The organism is Streptomyces turgidiscabies Car8 (assembly GCF_000331005.1).
Classification (GTDB): Bacteria; Actinomycetota; Actinomycetes; order Streptomycetales; family Streptomycetaceae; genus Streptomyces; species Streptomyces turgidiscabies.
Genome location: NZ_AEJB01000341.1, coordinates 1 through 14,876, shown reverse-complemented (window position 1 = coordinate 14,876; position 14,876 = coordinate 1). Strand labels below are relative to the sequence as shown.

Here is a 14,876-nt window from a genome sequence, read left to right as displayed (position 1 = left end):
CCTCCGCGGGCAACTACTCCATGATGCTGATCGGCCGCAGCATCGCCGGCTTCTACGGGCCGATCGGCGCCCTCACCTACGCCACCATCCGCGAGGTCCTCCCGCCGAAGCAGGCCGCCACGGCCAGCAGCATCGTCGGCAGCGGTGTCGCCTTCGTCGCCATCGGCGGCCCGTTCCTGACCGGCTGGGTCCTCGACGACTACGGCTTCCGCGGGGTCCTGTGGTCCATCGTCGCGGCCACCGCCATCGGCCTGCTGCTGATCCTGTTCGCCGTGCCGAAGACCCACTACCGGGACCCCTCCGCCCGGATGGACTGGATCGGCGGCCTGCTGCTCGGCGGCGGACTGACCGCGCTCACCTACGGCATCGGCCAGGGGACGGACTGGGGCTGGACCTCCGCCGGCACGCTCGGCTGTGTCATCGGCGGCCTCGCCGCCATCGCCCTGTTCGTGGTCTCCCAGAAGCGCATCGCCCAGCCCCTTGTCCACCTGGCCATGCTGGGCCGTCGCAAGGTGTGGACCGTCATACTGGCCTCCGCTCTCGCGGCGGGGGCGAAACAACGAATCGTCGCCTCGCCCCCGCTTCACGCAACGATTCGCCTGTTGGCGCGCAACGGCTGCTCCTTGTACCGCCGAGCCCACCCCCCGTACCGTCTATCTGGCTCACCCACCCCCCTTAAGCCCCTGCAAGGACCCCGCATGCGCACCGCCCTCCTCCAGAGCTCCGGCCGCCCCGGCTCCCTCGCCGGGAACCTCAAGGTGCTCGACGAGGCCGCGGGCCGTGCCGCCGCCGCGGGTGCCGCGCTGCTGGCCGCACCGGAGATGTTCCTCACCGGGTACGCGATCGGCGACGCCATCGCCCACCTCGCCGAGCCCGCCGACGGCGACTCCGCCGACGCGGTCGCCGAGATCGCCACGCGACACGGCCTCGCCATCGCCTACGGCTACCCCGAGCGAGCCGGCGACCAGGTCTTCAACTCCGCGCAGCTCATCTCCGCGGCCGGCGACCGGCTCGCCAACTACCGCAAGACCCACCTCTTCGGCTGCTTCGAACGCGACCACTTCACCCCGGGCGAGCAGCCCGTCGTACAGGCCGAACTGGACGGTCTCCGGGTCGGCCTGATGATCTGTTACGACGTCGAGTTCCCGGAGAACGTCCGCGCCCACGCCCTCGCCGGCACCGACCTCCTCCTGGTCCCGACGGCGCAGATGCACCCCTTCCAGTTCGTCGCCGAGTCCGTCGTACCGGTGCGGGCCTTCGAGAACCAGCTGTACGTCGCCTACGTCAACCGGACAGGCCAGGAAGGGGAGTTCGACTTCGTCGGGCTCTCCACGCTCGCCGGTCCCGACGGAGTCGCCCGCACCCGGGCCGGCCGCGGCGAGGAACTCCTCCTCGCCGACGTCGACCCCGTTCTCCTCGCCGCCTCCCGCGAGGCGAACCCGTATCTCCAGGACCGGCGTCCCGGCCTGTACGGCTCCCTCGTCTGAGCCTCTCCTCCCTCAACTCCCCTTCCGCTCACCTGTTCCGCCCGCAAGGAGTCCGTACCCCATGACGTCCACGGTGCCCACCGCCGTCCAGCACGCCGACGCGCAGCAGCCGCCGATCACCATGTTCGGGCCGGACTTCCCCTACGCCTACGACGACTTCCTCGCCCACCCGGCCGGCCTCGGGCAGGTTCCCGCGACCGAGCACGGCACCGAGGTCGCCGTCATCGGCGGCGGGCTGTCGGGGATCATCGCCGCGTACGAGCTGATGAAGATGGGCCTCAAGCCGGTCGTGTACGAGGCCGATCAGATCGGCGGGCGGCTGCGGACCGTCGGGTTCGACGGCTGCGACCCCTCCCTGACCGCCGAGATGGGCGCGATGCGCTTCCCGCCCTCCTCCACCGCCCTCCAGCACTACATCGACCTGGTGGACCTGGAGACCCGGCCGTTCCCCAACCCCCTCGCGGAGTGCACCCCTTCGACCGTCGTCGACCTCAAGGGCGAGTCGCACTACGCGGAGACGGTCGACGAGCTGCCGCAGGTCTACCGTGACGTCGCCGAGGCCTGGAACACCTGCCTCGAAGAGGGCGCCGACTTCTCCGACATGAACCGGGCCCTGCGCGAGCGGGACGTGCCGCGCATCCGCGAGATCTGGGCCAGGCTCGTCGAGAAGCTCGACAACCAGACGTTCTACGGGTTCCTCTGCGACTCCGAGTCCTTCAAGTCGTTCCGGCACCGCGAGATCTTCGGCCAGGTCGGCTTCGGCACGGGCGGCTGGGACACCGACTTCCCCAACTCGATCCTGGAGATCCTCCGGGTCGTCTACACCGAGGCCGACGACCACCACCGGGGCATCGTGGGCGGCAGCCAGCAACTGCCGCTGCGGCTCTGGGAACGCGAGCCCGGGAAGATCGTCCACTGGCCGTACGGGACCTCCCTCGCGTCCCTGCACGTGAACGGCGTACCGCGCCCGGCCGTGACCCGCCTGCACCGCACGGCCGGCAACCGGATCACCGTCACCGACGCGGACGGCGACATCCGTACGTACCCGGCGGCCGTCTTCACCGCCCAGTCCTGGATGCTGCTCTCGAAGATCGCCTGCGACGACTCGCTCTTCCCGATCGACCACTGGACCGCCATCGAGCGCACCCACTACATGGAGTCCAGCAAGCTCTTCGTGCCCGTCGACCGGCCCTTCTGGCTCGACAAGGCCGTCGACGACCACGGAGTCCCGACCGGCCGGGACGTCATGTCGATGACCCTCACCGACCGGATGACGCGCGGGACCTACCTCCTCGACGACGGCCCGGACAAGCCCGCCGTCATCTGTCTCTCGTACACCTGGTGCGACGACAGCCTCAAGTGGCTGCCGTTGTCGGCGAACGAGCGGATGGAGGTCATGCTGAAGTCGCTCGGCGAGATCTATCCGAAGGTCGACATCAGGAAGCACGTGATCGGCAGTCCGGTCACCGTGTCCTGGGAGAACGAGCCCTACTTCATGGGCGCGTTCAAGGCCAACCTGCCCGGCCACTACCGTTACCAGCGCCGCCTGTTCACCCACTTCATGCAGGACCGGCTGCCCGCCGACAAGCGGGGCGTCTTCCTCGCCGGTGACGACATCTCCTGGACGGCGGGCTGGGCGGAGGGGGCCGTCCAGACCGCGCTCAACGCGGTCTGGGGCGTCATGCACCACTTCGGCGGGACCACCGACCCGACCAACCCGGGCCCCGGTGACCTTTACGACGAGATCGCGCCCGTCGAACTCCCCGAGGACTAGGAGGCGTCCAGGTTGTTCAGACTCCGGCCGCCCGTGCCGCCTCGTACAACTCGGCTGCCAGGTCCTTGAGTTCGGCAGCGTCGCGCGGGGTGTCGCCGAAGTCGAAGAAGAACTCGTCGAGGCCGATCTCGGCGTGGGCGGCGAGGTCCGTCACGATCTGGTCCATGTTGCCCTGGAACGGCCGGCGGTCGGCGCCGTCGTACGCCTTCGCCGTGTAGGACGGGTTCACCCGCACCGCCGTCTCGATCGGCCTCGTGCGGCCCTTCTCGGCGGCGAAGTCCTTCACCTGCTGCCACTGCGCGGCGAGTTGCTCGACGCCCATGGCTATCGGGTTCCAGCCGTCACCGCGTTCGACGAGGCGGGTCAGGGACTTCTTGCTGAACGCGGGCAGGAAGATCGGGATCGGCCGGGCGGGCTTGGGTCCGACCACGGCCGACGCGATCTTCGTCAGCCCGCCGTCGTACTGGACCGGGTCCGGGCCCCAGACCGCCCGGCATACGTCGAGGATCTCGTCCAGCACCCGGCCGCGCTCGGCGAACGGGGCCACCCCGGCGGCGGCGTACTCGTCGAGGGACCAGCCGGTGCCGAGCCCCGCCACCACCCGGCCGCCGCTCGCTGCGTCCAACGTGCCCAGGGTGCGGGCCAGTTGGAAGGGACCGTGCAGCGGGGCGACCAGCACGCTGGTACCCAGCCGGGCGCGCTCGGTGGCCGCGGCGGCCAGCGTCAGGGTCACCAGCGGTTCGGCGAGACCGCGGTACGCGTCGGGCCAGGGGACGCCCTCCATGCCGTACAGGCCCTGGGTCGCGGGCTCCGGGAACAGGGCGCGTTCGAACACCCACAGGCTTTCGTAGCCGAGTTCTTCGGCCGTGCGTGCCACGTCCGGCACGTCCCGCCCGATGTCGTACTGGTGTGACTGCGGAAGACCCAGACCCAGGCGGACGGTCATGCGCGTTCTCCTTCGCGAGAGATGCTCTGCTTCGCAAGAGATGCTCTGGCTTTCGAACGTACAACGTTCACCTAGTGATGGCGGAGGTCCTGCGCGGGAGTGGCCGGATCAGTCCGGCAGCGGTGTGAGGAGCATGCGGCTCGCGAAGCCGACCGCCGCGTCGAGCCGGTCGGTGAACTCCTCGGCCAGATCGGGCAGTCGGCGCAGAGCCCACAGCGCGCGGGCCGCCGACCAGGTCGCGGCCCGGGCCCGCTCCATGCTCCACGCGCCGAGCAGGTGGGTGAGCGGATCGGCGATCTGGAGCAGGTCGGGACCCGGCATCAGCTCTTCGCGCAGGCGCTCCTCCAGCGAGACGAGTAGATCACCCACGCGTTCGAACTCGTCCTCCAGATCGGCCGGTTCGCAGTCGAGCGTACGACAGGCGTCCACGACGGCGAGCGCGAGATCGTGCCCGATGTGCGCATTGATGCCCGCGAGCGCGAACTGCAGGGGCCGTACGCCGGGATGGTGGCGGAACTGGAGCAACGGGCGCCAGCAGGCGGGCGCGTGCTCGTCCTCGGCCACCCGCAGATACCGCTCGGCGAACCGCACGTCCAGGGTGATCGCGGCCTCGGCGTCGGGGAACGCGCCGGCGTCCAGACGCCGGTCGAAGGCCTCCGTGACGGCGAGGTAGACGCGGTTGAAGACCGCCAGCCCGTCGCGCGGCGGCAACTGTGCCTCCAGCGCGCGCATACGGAAGATGACGTGGTCGACAGAAGTGGTGAACTGTTCCAATTGCACCATGAGGGCAGGGTCCCAGTCCTAGGCTGGCGCACGTGCCGCCGGGCCGGACGCTTCCCCAGAACGGGGGAACGCGCCCGCCGGGGCAGAGGAGGGGGAGCTGTACGTGTCAGGCTTGCGCGCCCAGCGCCTGGCCGCGCGCCGGGCCGAACGCAGGCGCGCCGCCCGGCGTTCCGTCATGGTCGCCGCCGCCTCGGTCGTCGTCGCCGTGGGCACCGCGACCGGGCTGCTCTCCGCGCTCGACTCCGGCGGTGGCGCCGCCGACGAGGCCAGGCCCGAAGTGACCAGCTCGCCCCTGCTCGCCCCGCTGCCGGCCGTGTCGTCCGCCCCGCCCTCGACGGGCGCCTCGAAGTCGCCCTCCCCGTCCGCCCGTACGACGGAGGCGAGGAAACCGAGCCGTACGCCCTCGCCCTCCTCCTCGACGACGGAGTTCGAGCCGGCGGCGAGGCAGGCGCCCGGCCCGGTGTCCGCCCGCCTGTACCGCTACCCCGACTCCCAGGTCCTCGACTGGGTCGGCGCCCACCGCGACGATCCGCGCCGCTCCGTCATCGAGGCGGAGATCGCCGACCGTCCGGCGGCGGTCTGGTTCGCCGACTTCTCGCCGTCGACGATCACCGCCCGGGTCCGCGCGGTCACGGCGGGCGCGGCGGCCGCCGGCCGGGTCCCGGTGCTTGTGCCGTACGCCGTCCCGGACCGCGACTGCGGCGGCGCCTCACAGGGCGGGGCACCCGACCTCGGCGCGTACGACGGCTGGATCGACGCGTTCGCGACGGGCCTCGGCTCCGACGAGGTCATCGTGATCCTGGAGCCCGACGCGGTCGCCCAGACCGACTGTCTCTCCCCGGAGCGGCGCGCCGCCCGCTTCGCCTCGCTGGCCCGCGCCGGCCGGGTCCTCAAGGCCGCCGACCCCAACGCCCGCGTCTACTACGACGCCGGCCACTCCGGCTGGAACTCCCCGGCCAAGCAGGCGGCCCTGCTCCGCCAGGCGGGCGCGGCCTCGGCCGCCTCCTCCGACGGTGTCTTCAGCAACGTCTCCAACTTCCACCGCACGGACGACGAGATCGCGTACGACCGACGGGTCCTCGACGCCCTCGGCGGCCCCGCCGGTCTCGGCGCGGTGATCGACACCAGCCGCAACGGCAACGGCGCCCCGGCCGACGGCGAGTGGTGCGACCCGGCGGGACGGAAACTGGGCCGGGCGCCGACAACGAACACCGGCGAGGCGCGGATCGACGCCTATCTGTGGGTCAAGCTGCCGGGGGAGTCGGACGGCTGCATGGGCACCCCCGGCACGTTCACCGCCTCGTACGCCTACGATCTGGCGCGCTGAGCTGCGAGCGAAGGGTCCGGGAAGGGACCACTGAGAGCCATCTGAGCGTCCGCTTAGGATGGGGAGGAGCGGATAACTGCATCCGCCATCCACCCCGTACGCCCAGGAGCCCCGCCCGTGACCACCGAAGCCGAAGCCGAAGTCCCAGCGCCCATACCCGCCGTCGATCCGGACGGCTCCTACGGGCGGTTGATGCCCGTCGCCGTCCACTTCGACGACCTCGACTCCCTCGGCATGCTCCACAACGCCCGCTATCCCCTGCTGGTGGAGCGGGCCTGGAACGAGCTGTGGCAGGGATACGGCCTCACCTTCGACGGGGACTGGGCGGCGGCCGGCGACTTCTGCAACGTGGTCAGGGAGCTGCGCATCAGCTACGAGGCCCCGGTCGGCCGGCCCGGCGCCTACGCCGTGCACCTCTGGCTGGAACGCCTCGGCACCACCGGCCTCACCTACGGCTTCCGGCTCTGCTCGGCCGACGGCGAGGTGACATACGCCCGGGGCACCCGGGTGCTGGTCCGGCTCGACGCGGGAACCCTGCGGCCCACACCCTGGAGCGACTGGTTCAGGGCCTGCGGTCAGGAACTGCTGCGCCCGGCGGAGTGACCTTCGGGCGGTCCTTCTCCCCGGCCCGCAGGACCCCCGCGAACCCGGTGATGCCGCCCGCCAGCACCGTCACCAGCCCGAACGACACCACCAGGCTGGTCGCCTGGGCCAGCGTTCCGATCGCGCTCGGCGCGACCAGCCCCGAGGTGTACGTGATGGTGGCGACGCCCGCGATGGCCTGACTGGGGTTGGGGCCGCTGTGGCCCGCCGCCGCGAAGCACAGCGGGACGACCACGGCGATGCCGAGACCCAGCAGCGCGAAGCCGGCCATCGCCACGGTGGGCTGTTCCGCGACGACGATGAGCACACCGCCGAGCACGGCGAGCGCGCCGCTCGCACGGACCGTTCGTACCGCCCCGAAGCGGTTGACGACCGCGTCCCCGGCGAGCCGGGCGACCGCCATCGTCAGCATGAAGCCCGTCGTGGAAGCCGCCGCCAGGCCGTCCGAGGTGCCCAGCTCGTCCCGCAGATACACCGCCGACCAGTCCAGGCTCGCGCCCTCCGCGAACACCGCGAAGAAGCCGATCGCGCCGATCAGCAGCGCGGACCTGGGCGGCAGCGCGAACCGCGGGGGCGGTTCCTCGTCCTCGGTGGGGCGCAGATCGAGCACCCAGCGGCAGGCGGCCACACCCAGGACCGTGAGGGTCGCCGCCGCGAGCACATGATGCACACGTGCGTCCGAGCCCAGATGCGCGGCGAGGGTTCCGCCCGCCGCTCCGACCAGGGCGCCCGCACTCCACATCCCGTGCAGTCCGGACATGATCGACTTGCCGAGCCGGTTCTCGATCTCGACGCCCAGCGCGTTCATCGCCACGTCCGCCATACCGGCCGTGGCGCCGTAGACGAACAGGGCGAGGCAGAGCGTGGGGAGGTTCGGGGCCAGCGCCGGCAGGACCAGGGCCAGGGTCCAGGACACGATCAGTCCGCGCAGCGCCGTTCGGGCGCCGAATCGGTGGCTGACGCGGCCCGCGACGGGCATCGCCAGGGACGCGCCGAGCGCGGGGAAGGCAAGTGCCAGCCCCAGCTGGCCCGCGCTGACGGAGGCGTGGTCCTGGATCCACGGCACCCGGGTCGCGAACGAGCCGGTGACGGCTCCGTGCACGGCGAAGACCGCGGCCACGGCGTACCGGGCGCGCTTCACCTCGTGTCGGTCGTACAGCACGTCACTCATTCTGCGGCCCTTTCCCGGGTCGGCTCCCGCGGCGCCGCGGCCCCCTGGACGCGCGCTGCCGTAAACTATCAGGAACCCTGCCTGATAGATAGCGGGATACCGGCCGTCCGCAGCCCGTTCCGCAGCGGGAACCGCCGCGCCGATCTGGAAGGATCTCGGCATGCCCGCATCACCGAGCACCGCCCGGGCCATCAACGACCGGCTCGCCCTGCGTCTGCTCCAGCAGGAAGGCCCGTTGGCGGCCTGGCAGTTGAAGCAGCTCACCGGCCTCTCCCGCCCGACGGTCGCCGACCTCGTCGAACGCCTCACCGTCGCCGGTCTGATCGCCGTCGTGGGGGAGTCGGGGGAGCAGCGCCGGGGTCCCAACGCGAAGGTGTACGGGATCGTCGCCGACCTCGCCCACCTGGCCGCCCTCGACGTCCGTACCGAAGGCGTCTCCGTCGTCGTCACCGACCTGGTCGGCGGGGTGCTCGCCGAGGCGTCCGTGCCCATCGGGGACGACACCGGTACCGGTCCCGCCGTGGAACAGGCGGTCGCTCTCGTCGAGCGGGCCGCCAAGGAGGCCGGAGCCGTGGGGGTACCCCCACGCGAGGGCGTTCGAGCGTGGGGGAGGTTGCACACGGTCGGTATCGGCGCCCCTGGTCTGATCGATCCGGCGACCGGTGAACTCCGGGACACCGGCGGGCTGCCCGTGTGGCACCGCAGGCTGGTTACGGCCCTCCAGGAGCGGCTTCCCGAGACCCGGGTGATCGTCGAGAACGAGACCAACCTCGCCGCCCTCGCCGAACAGCGCGACGGCGCCGCCCGCGACCGGGACACCTTCGTGCTGCTGTGGCTCGGCCACGGCACCGGCGCTGCCGTGGTCCTCGACGGCACCCTGCGCCGGGGGGCCTCCGGCGGCACCGGTGAGATCGGCTTCCTGCCGGTGGCGGGGACGGGGCGGCTGCCCTCGGCGACGGACTGCGAGGGCGGCTTCCACTCGCTCGCCGGTGGAGCGGCGATCGTCCAACTGGCCGGTGCACAGGGCCTGGTGGCCGACATCGACGTCCATGAGCCCTACGCGGCGACCCTGGTCCGAGCGGCCGTGGCGAGTCCCGGTACCCCTGCCCACGTCCGCTTTCTGGACGCCCTCGCCGAGCGCGTCGCCATCGGTGCCGCTTCCGTCGTCGCCGTCCTCGACCCGGGGTGCGTGGTGCTGGGCGGTGAGGTCGGCCGGGCGGGCGGTGACGTACTCGCCGCCCGGGTCGAGGAGCGGCTCTCCCGTATGTCCCCCCTCCCGGCCCAGGTGCGGGCGAGCGCGCTGGGCGGCGGAGCGGTCCTGCGCGGGGCGCTGCTGACGGCTCGGGACCGCGCTCAGGAGGAGTTGTTCGGGGGATCGGTCGGACAACGGGGGAACTGGGCGGGAGGTTGATGGCCCGGCGGCGGGCAAGGGCCGTCGTCACCGCCGCCGGTCCGGCACCGACGCTAGGAGGTCTGGACCATGCTGGTCAATAGGTATGGACCAATCATTGGCCTATTCCCGTCACTCCTTGTGAGCCAGTCCACACAACTCACCCGCATGGACTACCTCTCGGCGTGGCACACTGGCCTGTAACAGAAGCAGCGCACTCCGGGGTCGGTGAAAGTCCGAACCGGCGGTTACAGTCCGCGACCCGTCCGTATTTTTTTCTGCGGCCGGTTGACCAGGTGGAATTCCTGGACCGACGGTTAAAGTCCGGATGGGAGGCAGTGCGCGGCGGGCGGGCATTCGTGCGCGCCGCCGTACCGCTCGGCCATGGGTCGAGCTCCGTCCGGCGTCGCCTCCGATGTCCCTGTCCGCTCACACCTGTCGTCATCGACAGGCCCCGGAGTCCGTGCCCGAAGAGGCAGGGAGGACCCGGGAAGTGTTCACCGGAATCGTCGAAGAGCTGGGCCATGTAACGGCCGTCGAAAACCTCGGCGACGCCTCCCGCTTCAGGCTCCGTGGCCCCGTCGTCACCGAAGGCGCCCGCCACGGCGACTCCATCGCGGTCAACGGCGTGTGTCTCACGGTCGTCGAACACGAGGGTGACGAGTTCACCGCCGACGTCATGGCGGAGACCCTCGACCGCTCCAGTCTGGGCGTCCTCGCCGTCGGCTCCCGCGTCAACCTCGAACGCCCCATGGCCCTGGGCGCCCGTCTCGGCGGTCACATCGTGCAGGGTCACGTCGACGGCACGGGCACGGTCCTCGAACGCAAGCCGTCCGAGAACTGGGAGATCGTCAAGATCTCGCTTCCCGCCGACCTCACCCGCTATGTCGTCGAGAAGGGTTCCATCACCGTCGACGGCATCAGCCTCACCGTTGTCGACGCCGGGCCCGACTACTTCACCGTCAGCCTCATCCCCACCACCCTCGACCTGACCACGCTCGGCCGCAAGCAGCCAGGCGACCCGGTCAACCTCGAAGTCGACGTCATCGCCAAGTACGTCGAGCGGCTGCTCGGCGCGCACGGGACGCAGGGAGCACAGGGGACACAGGAGACCTGGGGGGCGGCGAAGTGAACCGGCTGAACACCGAGGCGTTCACACTCCTCGACCAGCACATCCTCTGGTCGGACATGATCGGCAACATCTTCGGCCTGATCGCCCTCGCCCTCGGCTGGCGGCGCTCCATCTGGAGCTGGCCCGTGCAGTTCCTGTCCGGCCTCATCCTCTTCGGCGCCTTCTTCGGGCACCTCACCGGCAGCGCCGGCAAGCAGGTCGTCGTCATGGCCGTCGCCGGCTGGGGCTGGTGGCAGTGGAACCGGCACAAGGGGGACTCCGGGGACGGCCACATCACCCCGCGGTTCGCCACCTGGCGCGAGCGCGCGGTCATGGTCGGCGCCGCCGCCGTCGGCACGGTCGCCGTGGCCCTGCTCTTCAAGGCCTACCCGACCCTGTCGTGGGACCCCTGGCCGGACGCCTACATCTTCGTCGGCACCGTCGTCGCCATGTACGCCCAGGCGCGCGGCATGGTCGAGTTCTGGTTCGCCTGGCTCCTCGTCGACCTCGTCGGCGTCCCCCTCAACTTCGCCAACGGCTACGCCTTCTCCGGCTTCGTCTACGTCATCTACGGCGCGCTCGTCCTGTGGGGCATGCGCGACTGGTGGCTGCGCTCCCGCAAGGGGACGCGGCCCGTCCTGGAAGGAGCGCCCGCATGACCACAACTACGGCGACCACGGCCCCGATCCTGTACAGCACCGACAACATCGAGGACTGGTCCCTCGACCCGATCGAGCGGGCCATCGCGGACATCGCGGCCGGCCGCCCGGTCGTGGTCGTCGACGACGAGGACCGGGAGAACGAGGGCGACCTCGTCATCGCCGCCGAGAAGGCCACCCCCGAGATCATCGCCTTCATGATGAGCGAGTGCCGGGGCATGATCTGCGCTCCCATGGAGGGCGACGAGCTGGACCGGCTCGAACTCCCGCAGATGGTCCAGAACAACACCGAGTCGATGCGCACCGCGTTCACGGTCACCGTCGACGCCTCGCCCGTACACGGGGTCACCACCGGCATCTCCGCCTCCGACCGGGCCACCACCCTGCGACTGCTGGCGAGCGGCACGGCCGGGGCGGACGACTTCATGCGCCCCGGCCACATCTTCCCGCTGCGCGCCAGGCCCGGCGGCGTCCTGGCCCGCAACGGCCACACCGAGGCCGCCGTCGACCTCGCCCGTCTCGCGGGGCTGCGCCCGGCCGGCGCCATCGTGGAGATCGCCGGCGAGGACGGCCGGATGCTGCGCCTGCCCGAGCTGATCCCCTTCGCCCGCAAGCACGGCCTGACGATCATCTCCATCGAGGACCTGGTCGCCTACCGCCAGAGCGCCGAACCCACCGTCCGCCGCGAGGCCGAGACCCGGCTCCCCACCGCCTTCGGCACGTTCACGGCGTACGGCTACCGCTCCACCGTCGACGGCGTCGAGCACGTCGCCCTCGTCCACGGCGAGATCGGCGACGGAGCGGACGTCCTGGTCCGCGTCCACTCCGAATGCCTCACCGGTGACGTCTTCCACTCCCTGCGCTGCGACTGCGGCCCCCAGCTGGAGACCTCGCTCGAACGCATCCGGGACGAGGGCCGGGGAATCGTCGTCTACCTGCGCGGCCACGAGGGGCGCGGCATCGGACTGCTGTCCAAGCTCCGGGCCTACGAGCTCCAGGAACAGGGCCGCGACACCCTCGACGCCAACCTGGAGCTCGGCCTGCCCGCCGACGCCCGGGACTACGGCGCCGGCGCGCAGATACTCCAGGACCTCGGCGTCCACAGCGTGCGCCTGATGACGAACAACCCCGACAAGACCGACGCGCTCGTCCGCCACGGCCTCAAGGTCAGCGGCCGCGAGCCGATGCCCGTACAGGCGGGCGAGCACAACCTCCGCTACCTGCGCACCAAGCGGGACCGGATGGGCCACGACCTGCCCTGGCTGGACACGGCCCCCGTGTCCCCCTGCGGCAACCAGTAGAGATCACCTAGGAGAGACGAAGACGTGAGCGGCAAGGGTGCACCCGAACTGTCCGTACGCAACTGCGGTGACCTGCGCGTCGCCGTCATCGCGGCGCAGTGGCACGAGAAGGTGATGGACGGTCTGGTGGACGGCGCCCTGCGCGCCCTGCGCGACCTGGGCATCGACGAGCCGACCCTGCTGAGGGTCCCCGGCAGCTGGGAACTCCCGGTCGTCGCCAAGGTGCTGGCCGGGCGGGGCTACGACGCGATCGTCGCGCTCGGCGTCGTCATCCGCGGCGGCACTCCCCACTTCGAGTACGTGTGCCAGGGCGTCACCCAGGGCCTCACCCAGGTCTCGGTCGACACCGGCGTCCCCATCGGCATGGGTGTGCTGACCTGCGACACCGAGGAACAGGCCCTCGACCGCGCGGGCATCGAGGGCTCCAACGAGGACAAGGGGCACGAGGCGGTGACGGCGGCCGTGGCGACGGCGGCCACCCTCCGCTCAGTATCTGAACCATGGCGCTAGGCCGGGCGGCACACCGCGTAAAGTGAACGTCACCATGTCCAATAAGACGTTCGAGGAGCTGTTCACCGAGCTCCAGCACAAGGCCGCCACGGGCGACCCCGCCACCTCCCGCACCGCGGAACTGGTCGGCAAGGGCGTCCATGCCATCGGCAAGAAGGTCGTAGAAGAGGCCGCCGAGGTATGGATGGCCGCCGAGTACGAGGGGAAGGAAGCAGCCGCCGAGGAGATCTCGCAGCTGCTCTACCACGTCCAGGTGATGATGGTCGCCCGCGGAATCTCGCTGGACGACGTGTACGCCCACCTGTAAACCTCGCCCGACCGGTGACGCGCCGCCGTCACCTCCCCCGTTCCACGCAACTCACGCAAAGGAAGCCGACCTCATGCTGCGCATCGCCGTCCCCAACAAGGGTTCCCTGTCAGGCCCCGCGTCGGCGATGCTGCATGAGGCCGGCTACCAGCAGCGCCGCGAGTCCAAGGAGCTGCGGATCGTCGACCCGGAGAACGAGGTCGAGTTCTTCTACCTCCGCCCCCGTGACATCGCGATCTACGTCTCCTCCGGCCGCCTCGACATCGGCATCACCGGCCGCGACCTGCTCATCGACTCCGGGGCCAACGCCGAGGAGATCCTCCCGCTCGGCTTCGCCCGCTCCACCTTCCGCTTCGCCGGCAAGCCCGGCGCCGCGACCGGCATCGAGGACCTGGCCGGCCTGACCGTCGCCACCTCGTACGAGGGGATCGTCGCCAAGCACCTCGCCGACCACGGCGTCGACGCCTCCGTCGTGCACCTCGACGGCGCCGTCGAGACGGCGATCGAACTCGGCGTCGCCGGGGTCATCGCGGACGTCGTCGAGACCGGCACCTCCCTGCGCAACGCGGGCCTGGAGGTGTTCGGCGAGCCCATCATGAAGTCCGAGGCGATCGTCGTCCGCCGGGTCGGCGCCGAGGCCGACGAGCCCAAGGTCCAGCAGTTCCTGCGCCGCCTCCAGGGCGTCCTGGTGGCCCGGACGTACGTGATGATGGACTACGACTGCCGCGTCGAGCAGCTGGAGAAGGCCGTCGCCCTGACGCCCGGTCTGGAGTCGCCGACCGTCTCCCCGCTGCACAACGAGGGCTGGGTCGCCGTCCGCGCGATGGTCCCCTCCAAGGAGGCCCAGCGGATCATGGACGATCTGTACGACCTCGGTGCGCGCGCCATCCTGACCACGGCCATCCACGCCTGCCGTCTCTGAGACACGGAAGACGACCGACACCGTGAGCGACAGGGACCGTACGCCGATGCAGGATCCGCCCACCGCACCCGTTCCGCCCGCGCAGCCCGCGCTGCCCGTCACTTTCCGGCCGGGCCGGACCCGGGCCGTGCTGGTCACCGCGAGCCTCGCGATCTTCGTCGTGATCACGACGATCGCACTGCTCCTGGAGAACCTCAGCCCCGGCGAGCGACTCAGCTTCGTCTTCACCGCCGCGCTGCTGTCCTGCGTACTCCTGCTCCTGTCCCGGCCCAAGGTGGTCGCCGACGAGGCCGGAGTCACCGTCGTCAACATCGCGAGCAAGAGGCGGCTGGACTGGGCGGAGATCCTCCGGGTGAACCTCCGTCCGGGCGACCCCTGGGTCTTCCTCGACCTCAGCGACGGTACGAGTCTGCCCGCGCTCGGCATCCAGCCCGGCATCGCCAAGCAGCGCGCCATCGAGGACGCGCGCACCCTGCGGGCGCTCGCCGAGGAGCGGTCCGCGGGCGACCCCGAGCAAGATCAGGGCTGACTCAGGGCCATCCACCCTGCCGCACAGGCCCATGTCTTGATTAATCTGTTGGCGGA

Annotated in this window: 15 protein-coding genes, 1 pseudogene and 1 riboswitch; of the genes and pseudogenes, 13 read left to right on the top strand and 3 right to left on the bottom strand. The window is 70.9% G+C overall.

Annotated elements, in window-relative coordinates:
- Positions 1-20: 20 nt before the first annotated feature.
- From STRTUCAR8_RS55395 to STRTUCAR8_RS22935, 3 genes and pseudogenes are all read left to right on the top strand, one after another.
- Positions 21-491 (top strand): annotated as a pseudogene (locus STRTUCAR8_RS55395) (MFS transporter); the annotation flags it as partial.
- A gap of 207 nt (positions 492-698) precedes the next feature.
- Entirely contained in the window at positions 699-1,487 is a 789-nt protein-coding gene (locus STRTUCAR8_RS22940) for a carbon-nitrogen hydrolase family protein (RefSeq protein ID WP_044472704.1), read from the top strand.
- Between the two features lie 61 nt (positions 1,488-1,548).
- Positions 1,549-3,261, top strand: coding sequence for a flavin monoamine oxidase family protein (locus STRTUCAR8_RS22935; protein WP_006378303.1), 1,713 nt, complete (start codon positions 1,549-1,551; stop codon positions 3,259-3,261).
- Between the two features lie 16 nt (positions 3,262-3,277).
- Here STRTUCAR8_RS22935 and STRTUCAR8_RS22930 read toward each other — a convergent pair whose 3' ends face one another.
- Together STRTUCAR8_RS22930 and STRTUCAR8_RS22925 are read right to left on the bottom strand one after the other, a co-directional pair.
- Positions 3,278-4,207 carry an LLM class F420-dependent oxidoreductase gene (locus tag STRTUCAR8_RS22930; RefSeq protein ID WP_006378304.1) on the bottom strand — a complete coding sequence of 310 codons (930 nt, stop codon included), beginning with the start codon at positions 4,205-4,207 and terminating at the stop codon, positions 3,278-3,280.
- Positions 4,208-4,315: 108 nt separating this feature from the next.
- Positions 4,316-4,990: a DUF5995 family protein gene (locus STRTUCAR8_RS22925; RefSeq protein ID WP_044472701.1), complete on the bottom strand. Its 675-nt coding sequence runs from the start codon at positions 4,988-4,990 to the stop codon at positions 4,316-4,318.
- 175 nt (positions 4,991-5,165) lie between these two features.
- On the opposite strand from STRTUCAR8_RS22925, the gene STRTUCAR8_RS22920 reads away from it, so the two are divergent.
- Together STRTUCAR8_RS22920 and STRTUCAR8_RS22915 are read left to right on the top strand one after the other, a co-directional pair.
- Entirely contained in the window at positions 5,166-6,317 is a 1,152-nt protein-coding gene (locus STRTUCAR8_RS22920; RefSeq protein ID WP_044472703.1) for a glycoside hydrolase family 6 protein, read from the top strand.
- A 192-nt stretch (positions 6,318-6,509) separates the two neighbouring features.
- Positions 6,510-6,920, top strand: a complete 411-nt coding sequence (locus STRTUCAR8_RS22915; RefSeq protein WP_078507280.1) for an acyl-CoA thioesterase — start codon at positions 6,510-6,512, stop codon at positions 6,918-6,920.
- Here the strand turns inward: STRTUCAR8_RS22915 and STRTUCAR8_RS22910 are convergent.
- Positions 6,880-8,091: an MFS transporter gene (locus STRTUCAR8_RS22910; protein WP_044472700.1), complete on the bottom strand. Its 1,212-nt coding sequence runs from the start codon at positions 8,089-8,091 to the stop codon at positions 6,880-6,882. The two genes, STRTUCAR8_RS22915 and STRTUCAR8_RS22910, sit on opposite strands and share 41 nt — an antisense overlap.
- Positions 8,092-8,251: 160 nt before the next feature.
- Here STRTUCAR8_RS22910 and STRTUCAR8_RS22905 point away from each other — a divergent pair, with 160 nt between their 5' ends.
- From STRTUCAR8_RS22905 to STRTUCAR8_RS22870, 8 genes are all read left to right on the top strand, one after another.
- Positions 8,252-9,502: an ROK family transcriptional regulator gene (locus STRTUCAR8_RS22905; RefSeq protein ID WP_006378307.1), complete on the top strand. Its 1,251-nt coding sequence runs from the start codon at positions 8,252-8,254 to the stop codon at positions 9,500-9,502.
- Positions 9,503-9,691: 189 nt separating this feature from the next.
- Positions 9,692-9,827, top strand: a riboswitch (FMN riboswitch).
- A 147-nt stretch (positions 9,828-9,974) separates the two neighbouring features.
- Positions 9,975-10,613 carry a riboflavin synthase gene (locus STRTUCAR8_RS22900; protein WP_006378315.1) on the top strand — a complete coding sequence of 213 codons (639 nt, stop codon included), beginning with the start codon at positions 9,975-9,977 and terminating at the stop codon, positions 10,611-10,613.
- Positions 10,610-11,251: a nicotinamide mononucleotide transporter family protein gene (locus STRTUCAR8_RS22895; protein WP_006378314.1), complete on the top strand. Its 642-nt coding sequence runs from the start codon at positions 10,610-10,612 to the stop codon at positions 11,249-11,251. The genes STRTUCAR8_RS22900 and STRTUCAR8_RS22895 overlap by 4 nt, the downstream gene beginning before the upstream one ends.
- The gene (locus STRTUCAR8_RS22890) at positions 11,248-12,552 is read left to right on the top strand and encodes a bifunctional 3,4-dihydroxy-2-butanone-4-phosphate synthase/GTP cyclohydrolase II (protein WP_006378312.1); all 1,305 of its coding nucleotides are present in this window, start codon (positions 11,248-11,250) and stop codon (positions 12,550-12,552) included. Before STRTUCAR8_RS22895 ends, STRTUCAR8_RS22890 begins: the two co-directional genes overlap by 4 nt.
- 24 nt (positions 12,553-12,576) lie before the next feature.
- On the top strand, positions 12,577-13,062 hold the full coding sequence (gene ribH, locus STRTUCAR8_RS22885) for a 6,7-dimethyl-8-ribityllumazine synthase (RefSeq protein WP_006378308.1): 486 nt from the start codon (positions 12,577-12,579) through the stop codon (positions 13,060-13,062).
- 34 nt (positions 13,063-13,096) lie between these two features.
- On the top strand, positions 13,097-13,369 hold the full coding sequence (locus STRTUCAR8_RS22880) for a phosphoribosyl-ATP diphosphatase (RefSeq protein WP_006378313.1): 273 nt from the start codon (positions 13,097-13,099) through the stop codon (positions 13,367-13,369).
- A gap of 73 nt (positions 13,370-13,442) precedes the next feature.
- Complete coding sequence (hisG, locus tag STRTUCAR8_RS22875; protein ID WP_006378311.1) at positions 13,443-14,291, top strand: ATP phosphoribosyltransferase; 849 nt, start codon at positions 13,443-13,445, stop codon at positions 14,289-14,291.
- A 46-nt stretch (positions 14,292-14,337) separates the two neighbouring features.
- Positions 14,338-14,820 (top strand): PH domain-containing protein, encoded by a 483-nt coding sequence (locus tag STRTUCAR8_RS22870; protein WP_044472702.1) that lies wholly within the window; start codon positions 14,338-14,340, stop codon positions 14,818-14,820.
- The last annotated feature ends 56 nt before the right edge of the window (positions 14,821-14,876 follow it).

Coding starts and splice junctions, on each gene's coding strand:
- STRTUCAR8_RS22935 (WP_006378303.1), top strand. CDS start 1,549: ATGACGTCCACGGTGCCCACCGCCGTCCAGCACGCCGACGCGCAGCAG.
- STRTUCAR8_RS22880 (WP_006378313.1), top strand. CDS start 13,097: ATGTCCAATAAGACGTTCGAGGAGCTGTTCACCGAGCTCCAGCACAAG.
- STRTUCAR8_RS22870 (WP_044472702.1), top strand. CDS start 14,338: ATGCAGGATCCGCCCACCGCACCCGTTCCGCCCGCGCAGCCCGCGCTG.
- STRTUCAR8_RS22890 (WP_006378312.1), top strand. CDS start 11,248: ATGACCACAACTACGGCGACCACGGCCCCGATCCTGTACAGCACCGAC.
- STRTUCAR8_RS22930 (WP_006378304.1), bottom strand. CDS start 4,207: ATGACCGTCCGCCTGGGTCTGGGTCTTCCGCAGTCACACCAGTACGAC.
- STRTUCAR8_RS22925 (WP_044472701.1), bottom strand. CDS start 4,990: ATGGTGCAATTGGAACAGTTCACCACTTCTGTCGACCACGTCATCTTC.
- STRTUCAR8_RS22920 (WP_044472703.1), top strand. CDS start 5,166: ATGGTCGCCGCCGCCTCGGTCGTCGTCGCCGTGGGCACCGCGACCGGG.
- STRTUCAR8_RS22905 (WP_006378307.1), top strand. CDS start 8,252: ATGCCCGCATCACCGAGCACCGCCCGGGCCATCAACGACCGGCTCGCC.
- STRTUCAR8_RS22915 (WP_078507280.1), top strand. CDS start 6,510: ATGCCCGTCGCCGTCCACTTCGACGACCTCGACTCCCTCGGCATGCTC.
- STRTUCAR8_RS22910 (WP_044472700.1), bottom strand. CDS start 8,091: ATGAGTGACGTGCTGTACGACCGACACGAGGTGAAGCGCGCCCGGTAC.
- hisG (WP_006378311.1), top strand. CDS start 13,443: ATGCTGCGCATCGCCGTCCCCAACAAGGGTTCCCTGTCAGGCCCCGCG.
- STRTUCAR8_RS22940 (WP_044472704.1), top strand. CDS start 699: ATGCGCACCGCCCTCCTCCAGAGCTCCGGCCGCCCCGGCTCCCTCGCC.